This window comes from Actinosynnema sp. ALI-1.44, from assembly GCF_001984155.1.
In the GTDB taxonomy this organism is placed as follows: Bacteria; Actinomycetota; Actinomycetes; order Mycobacteriales; family Pseudonocardiaceae; genus Kibdelosporangium.
In genome coordinates, this window is the sequence record NZ_MTQO01000054.1 from 343,245 (window position 1) to 359,802 (window position 16,558).

17 protein-coding genes and 1 pseudogene are annotated in these 16,558 nt (G+C 68.5%); 7 read left to right on the forward strand and 11 right to left on the reverse strand.

The features are described 5' to 3' along the window. Positions 1-6: 6 nt before the first annotated feature. From ALI144C_RS48570 to ALI144C_RS48580, 3 genes are all read left to right on the forward strand, one after another. Positions 7-633: a TIGR03085 family metal-binding protein gene (locus tag ALI144C_RS48570; protein WP_076994079.1), complete on the forward strand. Its 627-nt coding sequence runs from the start codon at positions 7-9 to the stop codon at positions 631-633. A gap of 85 nt (positions 634-718) precedes the next feature. Next, a complete protein-coding gene (gene dapA, locus ALI144C_RS48575) occupies positions 719-1,678 on the forward strand; it encodes a 4-hydroxy-tetrahydrodipicolinate synthase (RefSeq protein ID WP_076994080.1) in 960 nt (319 codons plus the stop codon). Continuing rightward, entirely contained in the window at positions 1,675-3,357 is a 1,683-nt protein-coding gene (locus ALI144C_RS48580; RefSeq protein WP_076994081.1) for a ribonuclease J, read from the forward strand. The genes dapA and ALI144C_RS48580 overlap by 4 nt, the downstream gene beginning before the upstream one ends. A gap of 237 nt (positions 3,358-3,594) precedes the next feature. On the opposite strand, the gene ALI144C_RS48585 is transcribed toward ALI144C_RS48580, so the two are convergent. Then, entirely contained in the window at positions 3,595-4,590 is a 996-nt protein-coding gene (locus ALI144C_RS48585) for an EamA family transporter (RefSeq protein ID WP_076994082.1), read from the reverse strand. 109 nt (positions 4,591-4,699) lie between these two features. Further along, positions 4,700-5,536, reverse strand: coding sequence for a lysophospholipid acyltransferase family protein (locus ALI144C_RS48590; RefSeq protein ID WP_143231352.1), 837 nt, complete (start codon positions 5,534-5,536; stop codon positions 4,700-4,702). Between the two features lie 87 nt (positions 5,537-5,623). On the opposite strand from ALI144C_RS48590, the gene ALI144C_RS48595 reads away from it, so the two are divergent. Both ALI144C_RS48595 and ALI144C_RS48600 read left to right on the forward strand, forming a co-directional pair. After that, positions 5,624-8,056: an FtsK/SpoIIIE family DNA translocase gene (locus tag ALI144C_RS48595; RefSeq protein WP_076994083.1), complete on the forward strand. Its 2,433-nt coding sequence runs from the start codon at positions 5,624-5,626 to the stop codon at positions 8,054-8,056. A gap of 43 nt (positions 8,057-8,099) precedes the next feature. Further along, complete coding sequence (locus tag ALI144C_RS48600; protein ID WP_076994084.1) at positions 8,100-8,834, forward strand: dienelactone hydrolase family protein; 735 nt, start codon at positions 8,100-8,102, stop codon at positions 8,832-8,834. Here the strand turns inward: ALI144C_RS48600 and ALI144C_RS48605 are convergent, their stop codons facing one another. From ALI144C_RS48605 to ALI144C_RS48615, 4 genes and pseudogenes are all read right to left on the reverse strand, one after another. After that, on the reverse strand, positions 8,835-9,884 hold the full coding sequence (locus ALI144C_RS48605) for an NACHT domain-containing protein (RefSeq protein WP_076994085.1): 1,050 nt from the start codon (positions 9,882-9,884) through the stop codon (positions 8,835-8,837). Next, a pseudogene (locus tag ALI144C_RS59275) lies at positions 9,851-10,294 on the reverse strand (NACHT N-terminal Helical domain 1-containing protein); the annotation flags it as partial. The pseudogene ALI144C_RS59275 and the gene ALI144C_RS48605, both read right to left, overlap by 34 nt. 13 nt (positions 10,295-10,307) lie before the next feature. Then, positions 10,308-10,745, reverse strand: coding sequence for a phospholipase (locus ALI144C_RS48610; RefSeq protein ID WP_083754053.1), 438 nt, complete (start codon positions 10,743-10,745; stop codon positions 10,308-10,310). 84 nt (positions 10,746-10,829) lie between these two features. Next, positions 10,830-11,615 (reverse strand): alpha/beta fold hydrolase, encoded by a 786-nt coding sequence (locus ALI144C_RS48615; RefSeq protein WP_076994086.1) that lies wholly within the window; start codon positions 11,613-11,615, stop codon positions 10,830-10,832. 23 nt (positions 11,616-11,638) lie between these two features. On the opposite strand from ALI144C_RS48615, the gene ALI144C_RS48620 reads away from it, so the two are divergent. Further along, a complete protein-coding gene (locus ALI144C_RS48620; RefSeq protein ID WP_076994087.1) occupies positions 11,639-12,457 on the forward strand; it encodes a helix-turn-helix domain-containing protein in 819 nt (272 codons plus the stop codon). A gap of 9 nt (positions 12,458-12,466) precedes the next feature. Beyond that, positions 12,467-12,844 carry a VOC family protein gene (locus tag ALI144C_RS48625; protein ID WP_076994088.1) on the forward strand — a complete coding sequence of 126 codons (378 nt, stop codon included), beginning with the start codon at positions 12,467-12,469 and terminating at the stop codon, positions 12,842-12,844. Here ALI144C_RS48625 and ALI144C_RS48630 read toward each other — a convergent pair. The 5 genes from ALI144C_RS48630 to ALI144C_RS48650 form a co-directional block, all read right to left on the reverse strand. Beyond that, positions 12,841-13,983 carry a WXG100-like domain-containing protein gene (locus ALI144C_RS48630; RefSeq protein WP_076994089.1) on the reverse strand — a complete coding sequence of 381 codons (1,143 nt, stop codon included), beginning with the start codon at positions 13,981-13,983 and terminating at the stop codon, positions 12,841-12,843. The genes ALI144C_RS48625 and ALI144C_RS48630 overlap by 4 nt on opposite strands. Next, positions 13,983-14,288 (reverse strand): hypothetical protein, encoded by a 306-nt coding sequence (locus ALI144C_RS48635; RefSeq protein ID WP_076994090.1) that lies wholly within the window; start codon positions 14,286-14,288, stop codon positions 13,983-13,985. Before ALI144C_RS48635 ends, ALI144C_RS48630 begins: the two co-directional genes overlap by 1 nt. Continuing rightward, positions 14,285-14,803 (reverse strand): YbaB/EbfC family nucleoid-associated protein, encoded by a 519-nt coding sequence (locus tag ALI144C_RS48640; protein ID WP_143231354.1) that lies wholly within the window; start codon positions 14,801-14,803, stop codon positions 14,285-14,287. Before ALI144C_RS48640 ends, ALI144C_RS48635 begins: the two co-directional genes overlap by 4 nt. A 137-nt stretch (positions 14,804-14,940) precedes the next feature. After that, a complete protein-coding gene (locus tag ALI144C_RS48645) occupies positions 14,941-15,378 on the reverse strand; it encodes an alpha/beta hydrolase (RefSeq protein ID WP_076994092.1) in 438 nt (145 codons plus the stop codon). Between the two features lie 283 nt (positions 15,379-15,661). Further along, positions 15,662-16,531 carry a M48 family metalloprotease gene (locus ALI144C_RS48650; RefSeq protein WP_076994826.1) on the reverse strand — a complete coding sequence of 290 codons (870 nt, stop codon included), beginning with the start codon at positions 16,529-16,531 and terminating at the stop codon, positions 15,662-15,664. Positions 16,532-16,558: the final 27 nt, after the last annotated feature.

Sequence of the window (16,558 nt, forward strand, 5' to 3'; positions counted from 1 at the left end):
GTCGGTATGGGTCTCGCGAGCGACGAACGTGAACGGCTGAGCATCCTGTTCGAAGAGGTCGGCCCCGATGCGCCGACCCTCTGCGAAGGCTGGCAGACCAGGGACCTGGCCGCGCACCTGGTGCTGCGCGACCGCCGCCCGGACGCGGCCGGGGGCATCGCCGTGCCCGCGCTCGCCGCCCGCACCCGGCGCGTCCAGGACGAGTTCGCCGCGAAACCGTGGGACGACCTGGTCGACCTGGTGCGCACGGGCCCGCCGCGCTGGTCGCCGTTCAGCCTCGGAGCGCTCAACGACCTGATCAACGGCGCCGAGTACTTCATCCACCACGAGGACGTCCGCCGTGCCGTCCCGGGCTGGGAGCCGCGCCCGTCGGATCCGTCGCGTGACGAACTGCTGTGGCGCACGCTCCGGTACGCGGGACGCCGCGCGTACCGCCACAGCGTGGTCGGTGTGCTGCTGCGACGGCCGGACGGCGAGACCATCGTGGGGCATCGCGGCCCGAACGCGGTGACGATTTCGGGCGCCCCGGGAGAGCTGTTGCTGCACGCGTTCGGACGTGACGAATGCCGTGTCGAATTCTCCGGCGACGAGGTCGCTGTGGCGGAGATCCGGGGCACGAAACGAAGCTTTTAAAGCAGGGACGGCCAGTCGCCGTCGAATTTCCGCCAAAGGGATGCTGAGGCATATCCCCGCAGGTGAAGCGGGTATCTTCAGCGACATGACCAGATGTCCTTCCGCTGCTCCCGGTCGTCCGTTCGGCCGTGTTCTGACCGCGATGGTCACCCCGTTCGACGCGAGTGGCGCGCTTGATCTGGCCAAGGCCCAGGAGCTCGCCACCCACCTGGTCGCCCTCGGCAACGACGGGCTCGTGCTCAACGGCACCACCGGCGAAGCGCCGACCACGACCGACGACGAGAAGGTCGAACTGGTCCGTGCCGTCGCCGACGCCGTCGGCGACCGCGCCACCCTCGTCAGCGGTGGCAGCACGTACGACACAGCGCACAGCGTGAAGCTCTCGAAGAAGCTCGAGGCCGCGGGAGCGCACGGCCTGCTCGCGGTGACCCCGTACTACTCGCGGCCGTCCCAGGCGGGCCTGATCGCGCACTTCACCGCGATCGCCGACGCCACGGACCTGCCGGTGATGCTCTACGACATCCCGCCGCGCGCGGTCACCCCGATCGAGACCGCGACCCTGTTCCGCCTGGCCGAGCACTCGCGGATCGTCGCGGTGAAGGACGCCAAGGGCGACCTGAACGCCGGGTGCGACGTGATGGCCAACACCGGCCTGGCCTACTACTCGGGCGACGACGTGCTGAACCTGCCGTGGCTGTCGGTCGGCGCCGTCGGGTTCGCCAGCGTGATCGGGCACGTGGTGGCCGATCGCCTGCGGCTGATGCTGGACGCGTACGAGTCCGGCGACGTCAAGGGCGCGCTGGCGCACAACCGCGGCCTGGTCGCCGTGAACCGCGCCATGGGCCGTACCGGCCCCGGCCTTGGCCTGGCGTTCGTCAAGACGGCGCTGCGGCTGCGTGGCCTCGACGTGGGTGACCCGAGGCTGCCGATCATGCCCGCGACCGACGAGCAGACCGCCGCGATCGCCGCCGATCTGGCTGTTTCCGGCGTGTCGCTCGGACTGCCTGACGCCGTGCGATCGTCATCTGAGACGGTTAGTAGGTGATCGATACCTCGCAGAACCTCCCGCCGCGGCTGGCCGAGGGCGGGCTCCGCGTGGTCGCTCTCGGCGGAATCGGCGAGGTCGGCCGCAACATGACGGTCTTCGAGTACGACGGCAGGCTGCTGATCGTCGACTGCGGCGTGCTGTTCCCCGAGGACCAGCAGCCCGGCGTCGACCTGATCCTGCCGGACTTCCGTGCGATCGAGGACCGCCTGGACGACGTCGACGGGATCGTGCTGACGCACGGCCACGAGGACCACATCGGAGCGGTCCCGTTCCTGCTCAGACTGCGCGCGGACCTCCCGGTGATCGGCTCGAGGTTCACCCTCGCGCTGCTGGCCGCCAAGTGCAAGGAACACCGCCAGGACCCGGTGCTCGTGGAGGTGACCGAGCGCGAGCGGCGCAGCGCCGGCCCGTTCGACCTGGAGTTCTTCGCGGTCAACCACTCCATTCCGGACGCGTTGGCCGTGGCGATCCGCACACCGGCGGGCCTCGTGCTGCACACCGGCGACATCAAGCTCGACCAGCTGCCGCTGGACGGCAGGCTGACCGACCTCGGCGGGTTCTCGCAGCTCGGCGACGAAGGCGTCGACCTGTTCCTGGTGGACTCGACGAACGCCGAGGTCCCCGGGTTCGTGACGCCGGAGCGCGAGATCGGCCCGGTGATCGACAACGTCATCGCGCGGGCCACCCAGCGGGTGATCGTGGCGTGTTTCGCCAGCCACGTGCATCGCGTGCAGCAGGTGCTGGACGTCGCGGTGAAGCACGGCAGGCGGGTGGCGTTCGTCGGCCGTTCGATGGTCCGCAACATGGGCATCGCCGGTGAGCTGGGCCTGCTGACCATGCCGGAGAACCTGCTGATCGACCTGCACGAGGCGATGGAGCTGCCGGAGAACGAGGTGTTGTTCGTCTCGACCGGCAGCCAGGGCGAGCCGTTGTCGGCGCTGTCCAGGATGGCCCGTGGCGAGCACAGGCAGATCTCGATCCGTCCGGGTGACACGGTCGTGCTGGCGAGTTCACTGATCCCCGGCAACGAGACCGCCGTGTTCGGCGTGGTCAACGGCCTCGCCCGGCTCGGTGCGCACGTCGTGCACCAGGGCAACGCGAAGGTGCACGTGTCCGGGCACGCGTCGGCGGGCGAGTTGTTGTACCTGTACAACGCAGTCCGGCCGTCCAACGTGATGCCGGTGCACGGCGAATGGCGGCACCTGCGGGCCAACGCCGCGCTGGCCATCGCCACGGGCGTCGCTGAGAGCCAGGTGGTGCTGGCCGAGGACGGTGTGGTGGTCGACCTGGTCGACGGCATCGCCCGGATCGTCGGCCGCGTCGAGGTCGGGCACGTCTACGTCGACGGGTTGTCCGTCGGTGATGTGGGCGAGTCGACTTTGTCCGACCGCCTCGTCCTGGGCGAGGGCGGTTTCATCTCGATCACCGTCGCGGTGGAGGGGGGCACCGGCCGTGCCGTGACGCCGCCGAGCATCTCCGGCCGCGGTTTCTCCGACGACCCCAAGGCGTTGGACGAGGTCGTCGCCCTGGTGGAGATGGAGTTGTCGCGCACGGAAGCCGAAGGCATCACCGACACGCACCGCATCGCGCAGATCGTCCGCCGGGTCGTGGGCCGCTGGGTCGCGGAGAAGTACCGCAGGCGCCCGATGATCGTGCCGACTGTCATTCCAGTGTGAACGGACGCGGGCCTCCTTCCCGGCTGGAAGGAGGCCCGCGCGCTCCAACCCCGGACCGCGATCGGGTAGATCGCGCCACCCGCGTCGCCCTTGCAGATACCTGGCTGGTCCGCGCCCACGGTGAAGTCTGGGTGGCTGCTGCCTCTTCGGCCGCCTTCTGCCCCACTTCCTTGGCCAGCCGCGTCATACGCGACAGGGCCCGACCGCGTGCGGCCGGGCCCTACCCCCAGTGTGTTTTCACGTTTTCGTCGGTGTGGACAAGCTTCCCGCCACGATCGCGGTGCCGTCATCAGGCCTCGGGTGGAGTTCCTGTCCTGCCGAGGGTTGAGACGCACGCTGGACCACGAAGGCTCCCGCCAACAGCGTGATACCGCCCATGATCTGGATCACAGTGAGCTCCTCGTCGAGCACCGCCCACGCGACAGCGGTGGCGATCACCGGCTCGGCCAGCGACAACACACTGACCACAGTGGACGGCAAGTGTCGCAGTGCGCTCATCCCGACCGAGTAGGCGATCGCGGTCGACAGGACGGCGACCGCGACCAGGAGCGTCCACACGGGACCAAGCGGCGTCGGCTTGACCAGGATGTCGCGCGGCAGCGTCCACGGTGGCGCGATGACGAACAGGATCACCGCGCCGACGAACAAGCCGTAGGTCGCCATCGTCAGCGGGTGCATCGTCGTCAGGCCGTGCTCACCGACGAGGAAGTAGCAAGCGGCACAGATCGCGGACGCGACACCGGCGAGCACACCGATCGTGTCCAGCCGCAAGCCGTCCCACACCTGCGCGACCATCGCGAGCCCGAACACGGCGACGGCGGTGCCCGCCCACGCCTTCGCGGGCAGGACAGTCTTGCGGACGAACCGGATCCACAGGGCGACCAGCAGCGGAGAGGTGAACTCCAGCAGCATGGCGATGCCGACGGGCAGCCGGGAAACCCCGGCGAAGTACATGGTCTGCGCCCCGGCGACCCCGAACAGGCCGAAGCCGAGGATCACCCGCCAGTCCCGCCTGCCGACCCGGAGGAAGCGGGGGCTGAAGACGGCGACACCGACGCCGAGGAGAACCGCGGCCAGCCCGATCCGCACGCTGACCACCTGCTGCGGCGTCAGCCCGGCCGCCATGGCCGGTTTCGCCAGCGGCCCTGACGTGGCGAAGAACGCCGACGCGGCCAGGACGAGAGCGGTTCCCCGTGCGCGAGTGGTAACCAGTGTCTTCGTTTTGGTGGTCACTCATGCCAGTCTGCGATTCCCGACGGCCTCCACGCGCCCGATTTCCCAGCATGCAGGAAGCGGCGGGATCACCGCCCCGCCATCAGCCGGTTGAATCGATCACGCCGAACTACGGGCGCCATGGCGAGACGGTGTCCGTCGGCCGGGTCGGATCGTGGAACGCGGGCATATCCGGTTCGTCCGGGCGCAGTTCCACCAGGTTGTCGGTGATCGCCTGCATGATCCTTCTGTGGGCGCGGACCGCGTCGCCTGGTTTGTCCGACGAAAGGTCGGCGAGGTCGATCGGGTCGCCGAAGTGCACTTTGAATGTCGGGCGCCTCGTCATCGCGCGCAGGAACGAGCCCAGCACGGGTTTGATGTCCGACCAGCCCCGCACGGTCTCCGTTCCCCAGACCGCCGCCTCGTGCGCACCCCACTGCGAGATCGGGATCACTTTGGCGTTCGCCGCCAGTGCGATCCTGGCCACGCCCGTCTTCCCGCGTTCCGGCCACATGCCGCGCTCGTGGGTGATCCTGCCTTCCGGGTAGACCAGCAGCGGCGCGTCCGCCGCCTTGATCGCTTCGACGGCCTTGGCGAAGGACTCCAGCACCGTCGACTGGCCGCGCTCCACGCGCAGCGCTCCCGCGTGCCGCAGGCCCCAGCCGACGACCGGCGTGTCCAGCAGGCCCGCGGCGAGCATGAACTTGGGCGCGATGCCGATCTGGTAGCAGGCTTTGAGCACCACGAACGGGTCGAACACGCCGATGTGGTTCGGCGCGAACACCAGTGGCTCGTTTCGCAGCTCCTGCGGCACGGTGCCGGTCACCCGGAGGTTGCCGGCCAATGCGACAAACCCCCGGTTGGTCTCCAACATCCCCCGCCACACGGGCGAAATGGATGAACCCGGCGTCGTGCGGCGTGTCGGCTCGTCTCCATCCCGGTACAGCGCAACCATGGACCGGAGCATGGCATGCCCGGGTCATGACCTTGCGACCTGGGCTGGCCTGTTACAGCCGGGACCACAGAGACGGGTGAAGCGACTACCGTGGGGCGCATGGCGACGAGCCGGTCGACAACCGCCAAAAAGGGAACCACCGCACGCAAGAAACCCGCTGCGGCGGCGAGGAAACCTGCCCCGGCGCGGCCTGCCCCGCGCAAGTCCAACGCGACCGCGGGCAAGACCGCGGGCAAAGCCGTCAAGGGCACGTGGAACCTGCTGGCGAAAGGCGCCGGTGGGCTGGCTCGCACCCTCGGCAAGACCAAGGACCTCGACCCCGCGCACCGGCGTGACGGGCTGGCGTTCGGCTACATCGCGCTCGCTGTGATCATCGCGGCCGCTGTCTGGTGGCGCGCTGCCGGTCCGATCGGCCGCAACGTCGAGATCGGCGTCCGCTCGGTGATCGGCGCTGGTGCCGTGGCGTTCCCGCTCGCCCTGATCGTCATCGGGATCACGCTGATGCGGTCGGACCCCAAACCGGAGGCGCGGTCGCGGCTGGTCATCGGCTCGTTGCTGATGACGTTCGCGCTGCTCGGCATGTTGCACCTGCTCAACGGCGGCGAGACGAACGCCGAGCAGATGTTCGGCGGCGGCTTCCTCGGCTACCTCTCCGGTGGTCTGCTCGCCAAGGGCGTCTCGGCGTGGGTCGCGTTGCCGCTGCTGATCCTGGCCCTGGCGTACGGCGTCCTGCTGTTCACCGGCACGCCCATCAAGCAGATCCCGAACCGGCTGCGTGAGCTCGGCCGTGACCCGGACGACATCGCCGACGAGCAGCAGCAGGAAGCGGAGCCCGTCGAGCCCGCCGAGGTCAAGCTCCGCCGCCCGTCCCGGCGCCGCCAGGCGTCCATGGCGGAACCCGCGGCCGAGGAGACGCCGCCCCCGCCGCCCCCGCAGGTCGAGGAGCAGCCCCCGCAGCGGCCCAAGCCGCCGCGTGAGCCGAAGGCGAAGAAACAGCCGGTCCAGGAGAAGCTGCCGATGGCCACGGCACGCGTGGTGGAGGGCGACTACCAGCTGCCGCCGCCGACGCTGCTGACCGAGGGCGACGTGCCCAAGAGCCGCAGCCGGGCCAACGACATGATCATCGAGGCGATCACCGGCGTTCTCGACCAGTTCAACGTGGACGCCCAGGTCACCGGCTTCACCAGGGGCCCGACAGTGACCCGCTACGAGGTCGAGCTCGGCCCCGGTGTGAAGGTCGAGAAGATCACCGCGTTGACCAAGAACATCGCCTACGCGGTGGCCACCGACAACATCCTGCTGCTCGCGCCGATCCCGGGGAAGTCGGCGGTGGGCATCGAGGTGCCCAACAACGACCGCGAGATGGTCCGCCTCGGTGACGTGTTGCGCTCGCCGACCGCTGTCAACGACGCGCACCCGATGGTCGTCGGCCTCGGCAAGGACATCGAAGGCAACATGGTCACCACGAACCTGGCCAAGATGCCGCACCTGCTGTGCGCGGGGTCGACCGGTTCCGGCAAGTCCAGCTTCGTCAACTCACTGCTGGTGTCCCTGCTGGCCAGGGCGACGCCGGACGAGGTGCGGATGGTCCTCGTCGACCCGAAGATGGTCGAGCTGACGCCCTACGAGGGCATCCCGCACCTGATCACCCCGATCATCACGCAGCCGAAGAAGGCAGCGGCGGCGCTGGCGTGGCTGGTCGAGGAGATGGAGCAGCGCTACCAGGACATGCAGGTCAACCGGGTGCGGCACATCGACGACTTCAACAAGAAGGTGAAGTCCGGCGAGATCACCGCGCCGCCGGGCAGCGAACGCGAATACCGGCCGTACCCGTACATCCTGGCGATCGTCGACGAGCTCGCGGACCTGATGATGACCGCGCCGCGGGACGTGGAGGACGCGATCGTCCGGATCACCCAGAAGGCCCGCGCCGCCGGTATCCACCTGGTACTGGCGACACAGCGGCCATCGGTGGACGTGGTGACGGGTCTGATCAAGACGAACGTGCCGTCGCGGCTGGCGTTCGCCACGTCCTCGCTGATCGACTCGCGCGTGATCCTGGACCAGCCGGGCGCGGAGAAGCTGATCGGCATGGGTGACGCGCTCTACCTGCCGATGGGCGCGTCGAAACCGATCCGCGTGCAGGGCGCGTACGTCAGCGACGAGGAGATCGCGGCGGTCGTCGCGTTCAGCAAGGACCAGGCGCAGCCGGAGTACACCGAAGGTGTGACGACCGCGGGCGGCGGGCAGAAGAAGGAGATCGACTCCGACATCGGCGACGACCTCGACGTGCTGCTCCAGGCGACCGAGCTGATCGTGACGTCCCAGTTCGGCTCGACGTCGATGCTCCAGCGCAAACTGCGCGTCGGGTTCGCCAAGGCGGGCCGGTTGATGGACCTGTTGGAGAGCCGTGGCGTCGTCGGCCCGTCGGAAGGCTCGAAGGCACGGGAGGTCCTGGTCAAACCGGAGGAACTGGAGTCGGTGCTGTTCTCGATCCGCGGCGGCGGGGCAGAACCGGAAAGTGAGGAGTAGCCTCACCACGTGGGTGATCAGCACTGGTGAGGGAGCTCAACGCATGATGGTCGATGTGCCCACAAAGGACGGAACGGCCGATTCATACCTGGTTGTCCCCGAAGGTGGCCCGCATCAGGGAGTGTTGCTGTTCGAGGACGCGTTCGGCCTGCGGCCGAGGCTCTTCGAGATGGCGGATCGGATAGCGGAGCGGGGATACGCGGTGCTGGCGCCGAACATCCTCTACCGCGGCGGAAGGTGTCCGCAGTTCGACATGGCGGACATGGCGGACCCGGACAAGCGCAGTGCGCTGTTCGGCAAGATCATGCCGATGGTCCAGCAGTTGACACCCGAGCGGATCGCGGCGGACACGGAGTCCTATCTGGACTTCTTCACGGCGCGGGACGGCGTGTCCGCGGAGCCGGTGGTTGTGGTCGGCTACTGCATGGGCGGAACGAACGCCCTGCGCGCGATCGAGGCGCACCCGTCCCGGATCAAAGCCGTGGCGACGTTCCACGCGGGTCGCTTGGCAACGGACAAGCCCGACAGTCCACATCTGAGCGTCGGAAACATCACGGGCGAGGCGTTCTTCGCCCACGCCGACCAGGACCACTCCATGACGGCGGAGAACATCAAGACCCTGGAAGCCGCGCTGGACAACGCCGGTGTGCGGTACCGCTCTGAGGTGTACGAGGGCGCACCGCACGGCTTCACGATGTCGGACACGGCGATGTACCACGAAGAAGGCGAGAAGCGGCACTGGGAGGACCTGTTCGCTCTGCTGGACCGGACTCGCTGACTAGCGGAGGATCTTCACGGTCACATTCGGCCCGAGCGGCGGAAGCTGCTCCGCTTGGGCGGGACTCGTCCAGATCGTGAGCGGTGTCGGGAGACCGGCCAGCGGGCGGAAATCCACTGGCACCTCACTCAGGAACCTGAGTTCCCGCAACGCGGGCATCGCCCGCAGGGCGGTCAGCTCGGTGACCGAGCAGTGCACCAGGTGGAGGCGGGAAATCGGGGAACCCGCCAGTGGGCTGAGGTCCCGCACGGACGGGCAGTGGACCATGCGCAAGCTGTCCAACTGGCCCAGGACCGGGTCGAGGTGCGCGGCGGTCAGGTAGGAGAGCTGTCCGAGGTCAAGGGTCGTGAGCGAGTTCAACTCCGGTAGGCGCGGCATCCGGAAACAGCCGTGGATACCGAGTTCCCGCAGGCGCTTGGCCGCCGTCAGGGCGGCCAGGCTTTCGATCTTGCCGCAGTCGATCAGGTGCAGCAGCTCTATCGACACCAGGTCGCGCAGGAACTCCGCTTTCCTCGTTCCCCACAGCAGCGCGCACAGCAAAGGGCTCGACGCCAGCGTCCTGAGGTGCCGACGACTTTCCAGGTTCCTGGCCAGCGCGGTCTCGTAGTCGTCGAGATCCGCGGGGTGGTCGGTCTGCCGGATCGCCGAGTGCCAGCGCCTGCAGAACTCCGTCACGTCCGACGGCGTCATCGGCTCGAGTACGAGCGATCGGAAGCCACGCAGCCAGTCGGCGTCCGCCGCGCCGGGGCGGGACGTCACGACGATGTGTGTCTGAGGGTAGGCGGTGAGCAGGTCGGTCAGCCACTTGCTGACTTTCGGCCGCCGCTCGGCCCGCAGTTCGTCGACGCCGTCAACCAGCAGCAGAGCCCTGCCCGAGTCGAAGACGCGGTTCGCCCAGCCGTCCGGCGCCTGCCCAGCGATGGGCCTCGCGTTGGTGGCGAGCATGTCCTGGGGTTGCGGCAACGCTCCGTCGGGATAGCTACGCAGCCGGACCAGAAAGGGGGTTCTGCTGCGGGCAAGTGCTTGATCACGTTGACCAAACACGCACATGTCTCATCCAAAACGCGGTTGTACAACGCCTGGGCGGACTCGTTGAGGTCACGTACAGGCTGCCGCACCGCACCAGCGAGCCGCACCCTGTCCAGATCCACGCCGAACAGCAGATCGTCGGACAGCCCGGCCAACGAGGAGACCACGGCGTCGAGCGCGGCGGTCTTCTCGTTGTCAGGCAGATCGGGGAACTCGCCGGTCAACGGCGTGATCCGCTGCGCGACCTGGTCGCCGATGTCCTCCAGTTGACGTGCCAGCTTGCGGCGGGCGAACTGGTCGGTCACCCCCGTTGCCAGCAGGTCGGGCAACGACGAAGTGCGTTCGAGGGATTTTGTGCGGTGCCCGAGCCAGGCCCGGGTGGCGTGGGTGGCTACTTGACGGCCGACAGCCAGCGCGAGGGACTCGAGCACCCGACAACACTACTCAGGTGCCCCACTTGCGCACGGCGGCGTAGTACACGTTCGCCGTTCCCTTGCAGGCGAGGTTGCCGCCGCAGATGGAGTACATGTCGTCCTTGAACTTGTTGTCCACGCGCAGCTTCTTGTCCGCGTTCCAGCGGCCTTGGCGCTTGTTGTTGCGGTAGCCGAAGTCGTGGCGGTGGCATGCCGGTTTGAAGTCGAAGCCGAAGGGCTTGTCCGGCGACCACGAGCAGGCGTCCGATGACCAGTCCAACTGGTCGGCGTACGGGCGGTTGTTGCGGATCGAGCTGAACTGCGGCAACGACTTCGAGAACGAGTAGTCGTCGGTCACCGTGGCCAGCTGGGCCGGGGTGAGGGCCGCGTGGGCCGTTCCGGTGCCGAGCACGATCGCGGTGAGGGCGCTGGCCGAGAGAACTGAGGCGCGCTTGAGCAGGTTGGGCACGTCTGACTCCCTTGTGGACTTACCGATCGGTATCACTGTGCTGACCGGCAGGCCCCAGCGCTACCCCTATTCTCGGCCCGGGGTTCAGGGTTCCCCGTCATGACGCACGCTGTTCACGAACGTGCGGACGACCAATGCGAACCGCTCCGGGTCGTCGTCGTGCAGCCAGTGGCCGCTGCCCGGGAACTCCGCGAGTTCGGTGTTCGGCCGTTCGAGCATCTGCCGGGCGTGCGCCGCGGGGAGTAGGGGGCTCTCCGAGCCGTGCAGCACCAAGGCGGGGCACGACGACCCCAGCCAGTCGCTCCACCAGTTGCCGACGTTGCCGTGCTGGACGGCCATCATGTCGTCGTAGTCGTAGAGCGTGCGCCAGCCTTGCGGCGTCTGCACGAGGCTCGCGTTGAAGTACGGCGGCGACGGGAACGCGGCGAAGAACTCCTCGAACTCCTCCCTCGTCCGGGTGAACTTCGGCCAGCCGCTGATGTCCAGCACCGGCTGCTCGACCACCGGCGGGCCGGTGACCGCCCCGATGTCCTGGATGACCAGGGCACGCACGAGCTCGGGGCGGCGGGCGGCCAGCTGGTACGCGTTCACGCCGCCCAGCGAGTGCCCGTAGACGATCGCGGGCCCGAACCGGTCGAGGAAGGCCGCCGCGTCCTGGACGAACGCGTCCCGGTCGAACGGCCCGCCGTGCTCCGACATGCCGTGTCCGCGCTGGTCGAGGGCCAGCAGGCGGTATCCGGGCCCGAGGATCTCCGCCAGCGGCTCGTGGATCGACGCCCGGCCGAACACGCCGTGCAGGGCGAGCACGGGAACGCCGTCGCCCACGTCGAGGTACCAGAACCGTCGGCCACGCATGATCATTTCCGGCATTCGGCCCATGGTAGACAGACACCATGCGGGTTTTCCGCTCTTTTTCGCCCGACGGCTGGTGGGAGATGGTCGACGCCCAGCCGGCCGCGCCGCTGCGCGGGGTCGTGCGCAGGTACATCGGCTACCGGGAGAACTCGCTCGTCCCCGTGCGCCGCCGGGAGATCCCGACCGGTGACGTGGCGCTGATCATGAGCTTCGGCCCCCGGATCGAGGTGGTCGGCGGCAGCGACCACGGCAGCTTCGTCGCCGCGGTCGAGGACACGTGGACCGACACCGAGTACGTCGGCGAGCAGTACGGCTTCGAGATCATGATCAGCCCGCTCGGCGCGAGCCGCCTGCTCGGCCTGCCGCTGGACGAGCTCAACGGGATCGTGGTCGAACTGACCGACGTGCTCGGGCTCAAGGCCAGGCTGCTGATCGAGCAGTTGGCCGGACTGCCGGACTGGCCGTCGCGGTTCGCGCTGGTCGACGACGTCCTGCCGCGCTGGCTGGCCGAGGGACGCCCACCGCTGCCGCTGGTGGAGTACGCCTGGCGGCGGATCGCCGAGACCCGCGGCCGGGTTCCGATCGGCACGCTGGTCGACGAGCTCGGCTGCAGCCGCCGCTACCTGCTGTCCCAGTTCCGCACGCACGTCGGCGTCCCACCGAAGTCGCTGGCCAGGGTGTTGCGCTGCCGTCACGCCATGGGGCTGTTGGCCGCGGGTGACCTGTCGATCGCGGCCGTCGCGCAGGAGTGCGGCTACTACGACCACTCGCATCTGGACCGGGACTTCAAGCTGATCACGGGGGTGGTCCCGGCGCGGATCCCATTTTTCCTAGCGGACACCCCCGTACCGGCTTAGCGTCCAGTCATGTTCTACCCGACACTCCGTTACCGCGACGCCGTGCAGGCGGTCGACTGGCTGGTCGAGGCCTTCGGATTCGAGAAGGCCTCGGTGGACCTCACCCCCGGCGGCAGGATCGCCCACGCCGAACTGCGCTACGGCGACGGCATCGTGATGGTCAGCGAGGCGCCGGACAGCTTCGCCGACACCCCGCACGACGACTTCGAACACGTCCAGTGCACCGTCTACACGGCAGTGTCCGATGTGGATGCGCATCACGAGAGGGCCGTGGCGGCGGGCGCCGAGATCACCCACCCGCTGACCGACCAGCCCTACGGCTCACGCGACTACTCCGCGCGGGACCCGGAAGGCAACCACTGGCATTTCGGCACGTACAAGCCCTAACGCCATTTGACCTCGGGGTGCTCGTCGGACTCGTCGTTGCCGTTGTTCGGCGGACTGTCGGGGATGCGCTGGGCGTGGGTGGAGTTCCACGGACCGGTCGGTTCCACGGGATCCTGCCGGTGCCGTGGCCCGCCGTCGACGCGGTGGTTCAGGCCTTCTCCGCCCGGGAGATACGCGTCCGTCAGGCCTTCGTGCCGGTTGACGGTACCGCCGAGCGCCCCGCCGACCGCGCCGGTCGAACTGCCCGCGATCGCGCTGCCGAGCAGTTCGCTGCCGCGCTTGCCGTTGACGAAGTCGTTCGACACGTTGCCCATCGCCCCTGCGGTTGCGCCCTGCGCGGCGCCCCTGGCTGCGGCGCTGCCGAAGTTCGACGAGTTCGTGCCCATCGTGTTGGCCACCGCACGGGAGAAGACCCGCGACTCCTGCTTGACGATCTCCTCACCAGCTTCGTTGGTGAGCCTGGTGATGGGGCGGTTGGCCGCCCGGATACTGGCGGCGGTCGCCCCGCCACCGACGAGTCCGCCCGCGGCACCGGCGATCGCACCCGCCTGGATGGCTTTGCCGGTCTTGCCCGCGTCCCATTCGTCGCGGTTGCCCGCCGCCGCCTGGTAGGTCTGGATGCCGACGTCCACACCGAGGTTGATGGCCACGTTGATGGCGATCTGCTTGAGCAGTTCGGTCAGCAGCCGCATGACCACGACCCGGGTCGCCGTCATCGCGATCGGGATGCCTGCCGTGCTCGACCCCAGTGTGGCTATCGCGGAGGCGACCAAAGCGGCGATCTGCGCTGCCAGGATGACCAACGCGGCGATGATGCTGAGCTTGGTGTACTCGATGCTGGTCGCGCTCTTGCGGCACGCGTCGGCGATCTCGCGGCAGAGGGCCGCCAGTTTCGGGTAGTCCGCCCGGGTGATCCCATCCCAGTGCTGCCGGAACTTCTCGCCGCCTTCGGACTTCATGCCGGGCAGCGCGGCTTTCGCTGCCGCGTCACCGTCCTTGGCCACTTCCTCGACGGCTTCGGCTGCCTGCTCCCACAGGTCGCCCAGGCGCCGCATCGCGGTCTCGTCGCCTTCCGGCCACGACGTGCCGACGACCTTGTCCGCCAGCCACTTGACCTCGCCGGGAATCTCGATGCCCATCAGTCGCCGTACTTCCGTGTGGTCTGGTTCTCCCGCTCTTCCCACTTCCGTGCGGCGATCTCCAGCGCCTCACCGGTTTCCCTGGTCGACGTGCTGACCGCGGTGAACCCCTTGCGGGCCTCCTCGACGGCGGGCAGGTAGCCCTTGGCGAACGCCTTCCCGATGTCGTCGTTGCCCCACGGCGCTCCTTCGCCTTGGCCACCGGTGAAGAGCGTGGTCATGGCCGCCGTCAGGTCGTCACCCGCGGCCCTGAACTTCGGCACGGCCGCGCGCAGCACGTCGGGCTGGATCTCGGCGCTGGTCACCGGTACCCCTTCCGCATGATCGAGCCCAGCGGTTCGTCATCCGGTTCCTCGGCGTGGGATCGCCGTTGGGGGCGTGGTGGCACCGGTGGTGCCGCTGGTCCGCTGCCCGGCTCGGGAAGCGGTGGTGGCGCGGTGTTCAGTGCGGTCAACGAAGGCGCGTCGGGGAAGAGATCCGTCAGGTCCGGCAGGTTCTGCCGGAGCGGGGCCATGGCGGCGTCCGACTTCGCGCGGGCGTCCGCCGCGGCGGCCTGGATCGTCCGCACCACAAGCTGTCCCAGCTGGTCAGGTGTGTTGCGGATCAACGCCCAGGACGTGAACCGGACATCGGTGACGACACCGCTCGCGTTCACGGCCACCGCGACCCCGCCGTCCGGTGTGCGCGCCTCACCGGTCGCGTTCGCCGCCTGCTCCTGCGCCGCCTTCAGTTCCCTCGTCTGCTTGCGCAGACCCACCAGCATGTCCTCGACTTGGTCGCGTAGGGCGGCGTTGCGCGCGTCCATCTGTCCCTGATCCACCGCGTTCCCTCCCTGATCGGTTGGAAACGCAGGCTAGTGCGGCTCGCGCAGGGCGGTGCCGGTCGAACAACCCACATCCGGTGGGGAACTAACCGGGGCAACGGGTCGCGGTGGGACTACGGCGCCGTCATCGCTGCTCAGATGTCCACATTGCCCTGGAGCCACATGCGGATCGCAGCGCTGCGGTCGTCCTGGCCGCTGGCGATCAGGACGGGGACGTCGATGAGCTTCAACAGGTCCGTCGACTGCGACATGCCCGTCAACACGACACCGTCGACGTCACGATATGCGGCCGCTGCCAGGACGACGATGCCGGAACCTGTCGAGTCACCGGTGAGAACGACCCTGCCGAACGGGTTCCCGCCCACCGAACCGGACCTCAGCCGTGCGACAACCTGGTGCACAACGGTTGCCGCCGTGCTCACGGTAAGCGGCTGCGAGCTGTCGCCTGGGCGCAGGTCATCGATCGCGAACGTGGCGTAGCCAGCAGCAGCCATATCGCGCTGGTAGGAGTAGTTGCCGCCGTCGGGCGTGTCCCAGTAGGCCCGGTTACCGCCGTGGACAAGCAGCTGCACAGTTCTGGGCGTGTTGTTGGCAGGTAGACAAAGTTGTCCGCGAACGATCCGCGGCAGCAGGACAGGCGTGACTGGCACATCCGCGGTCGTGCAGCGCCCGAAAGCAGTGGTGGATGCGGTGGCCCCGAAGGCGCTACCGGAAAGTGCGAGAACGGAGATCAATACGCCGACAAGGCTTCGTCTCGGTCGCACGGAGGTGTCATCTCCCGATGTGGATGGAAGTGAAGCGGCGATGCTACCGCGCCGTGGGTTCGTGATCTCGCACCGCGAATGCTGAGCAGCGCTAAGGTTTGTGCATGTGGCCCATGAGCTTGGCGATCCTGACCTGGTGCGAAGGGTGCGTCGCAAGCAGCGCCCGTCGGCCACGCGGGCTGGGGCCGACCTGGTTCCGCATCCACATCCGCAGGACGTCGACCAAGTCCTGGCCGTAGCCGAGGCGCGCCGCGACTCGGTCCGCCCGCGTTTCCGCGAGCCGACTGGACCACGCCAGCAGCAACGAGGTCACGGGTAGCAGCAGTAGCCACGGGTTCAGGCTGATCAGGGCGATCAGCAGGAACAGGCCACACAACCCGACCGCCAGTTCGGCGAACGCGAATCCGAGACGCCCGAGGAACCGGCCCACCGCGTCGAGCACACGCAGGACCAGAGCGGCCAGTCGGACCGACAACCGTGCCGGCACCGAGTAGTACCAACCCAGATGGGCCATCCAGGCGTGGCCGGAGAGGTGGTGCCCCAGTTCGTGCGCGAGGATGGCCTCGAGTTGCGGCGGCGGCAGCCGGAGGGCCGACCGGGTCACCGCGACGATGTGCCCGCCCGCCGCGAGGGCGTTGACGCCGTCGGACTCCTCGATCCAGAGCGTGTAGCGGTCATGGGGCACGCCGGCGACCCGGCAGACTGACGTCCACGGCCGCAGCAGATGCCCCAATTCGCTCTCGTTCGGCCGCCGCACCCGGAACTTCATCCTGGCGAACACCTTCTCGGCCGCGGGGAGGAAGATCAACGCACTGGCCAGCAGCCACACGACCGCGATCAGCCACGGCGACCGCGGCATCAGGAAACTGCCGAGCAGACCCATCACCATCAGGCTGGACAGCAACTCCGGCAGGAGCAGCACGAAGTCGACAGCAGTCGACGCGTCGACTCGTCGGCTCATCCCGCCACCTCCCGGCGACCGGACGGG

Excerpts from the sequence above, each read along its gene's own strand:
- ALI144C_RS48630 (WP_076994089.1), bottom strand. The coding sequence starts at position 13,983 with ATGGGCATCGAGATTCCCGGCGAGGTCAAGTGGCTGGCGGACAAGGTC.
- ALI144C_RS48595 (WP_076994083.1), top strand. The coding sequence starts at position 5,624 with ATGGCGACGAGCCGGTCGACAACCGCCAAAAAGGGAACCACCGCACGC.
- ALI144C_RS48615 (WP_076994086.1), bottom strand. The coding sequence starts at position 11,615 with ATGCCGGAAATGATCATGCGTGGCCGACGGTTCTGGTACCTCGACGTG.
- ALI144C_RS48590 (WP_143231352.1), bottom strand. The coding sequence starts at position 5,536 with ATGCTCCGGTCCATGGTTGCGCTGTACCGGGATGGAGACGAGCCGACA.
- dapA (WP_076994080.1), top strand. The coding sequence starts at position 719 with ATGACCAGATGTCCTTCCGCTGCTCCCGGTCGTCCGTTCGGCCGTGTT.
- ALI144C_RS48570 (WP_076994079.1), top strand. The coding sequence starts at position 7 with ATGGGTCTCGCGAGCGACGAACGTGAACGGCTGAGCATCCTGTTCGAA.
- ALI144C_RS48620 (WP_076994087.1), top strand. The coding sequence starts at position 11,639 with ATGCGGGTTTTCCGCTCTTTTTCGCCCGACGGCTGGTGGGAGATGGTC.
- ALI144C_RS48605 (WP_076994085.1), bottom strand. The coding sequence starts at position 9,884 with ATGTGCGTGTTTGGTCAACGTGATCAAGCACTTGCCCGCAGCAGAACC.
- ALI144C_RS48650 (WP_076994826.1), bottom strand. The coding sequence starts at position 16,531 with ATGAGCCGACGAGTCGACGCGTCGACTGCTGTCGACTTCGTGCTGCTC.
- ALI144C_RS48625 (WP_076994088.1), top strand. The coding sequence starts at position 12,467 with ATGTTCTACCCGACACTCCGTTACCGCGACGCCGTGCAGGCGGTCGAC.
- ALI144C_RS48600 (WP_076994084.1), top strand. The coding sequence starts at position 8,100 with ATGATGGTCGATGTGCCCACAAAGGACGGAACGGCCGATTCATACCTG.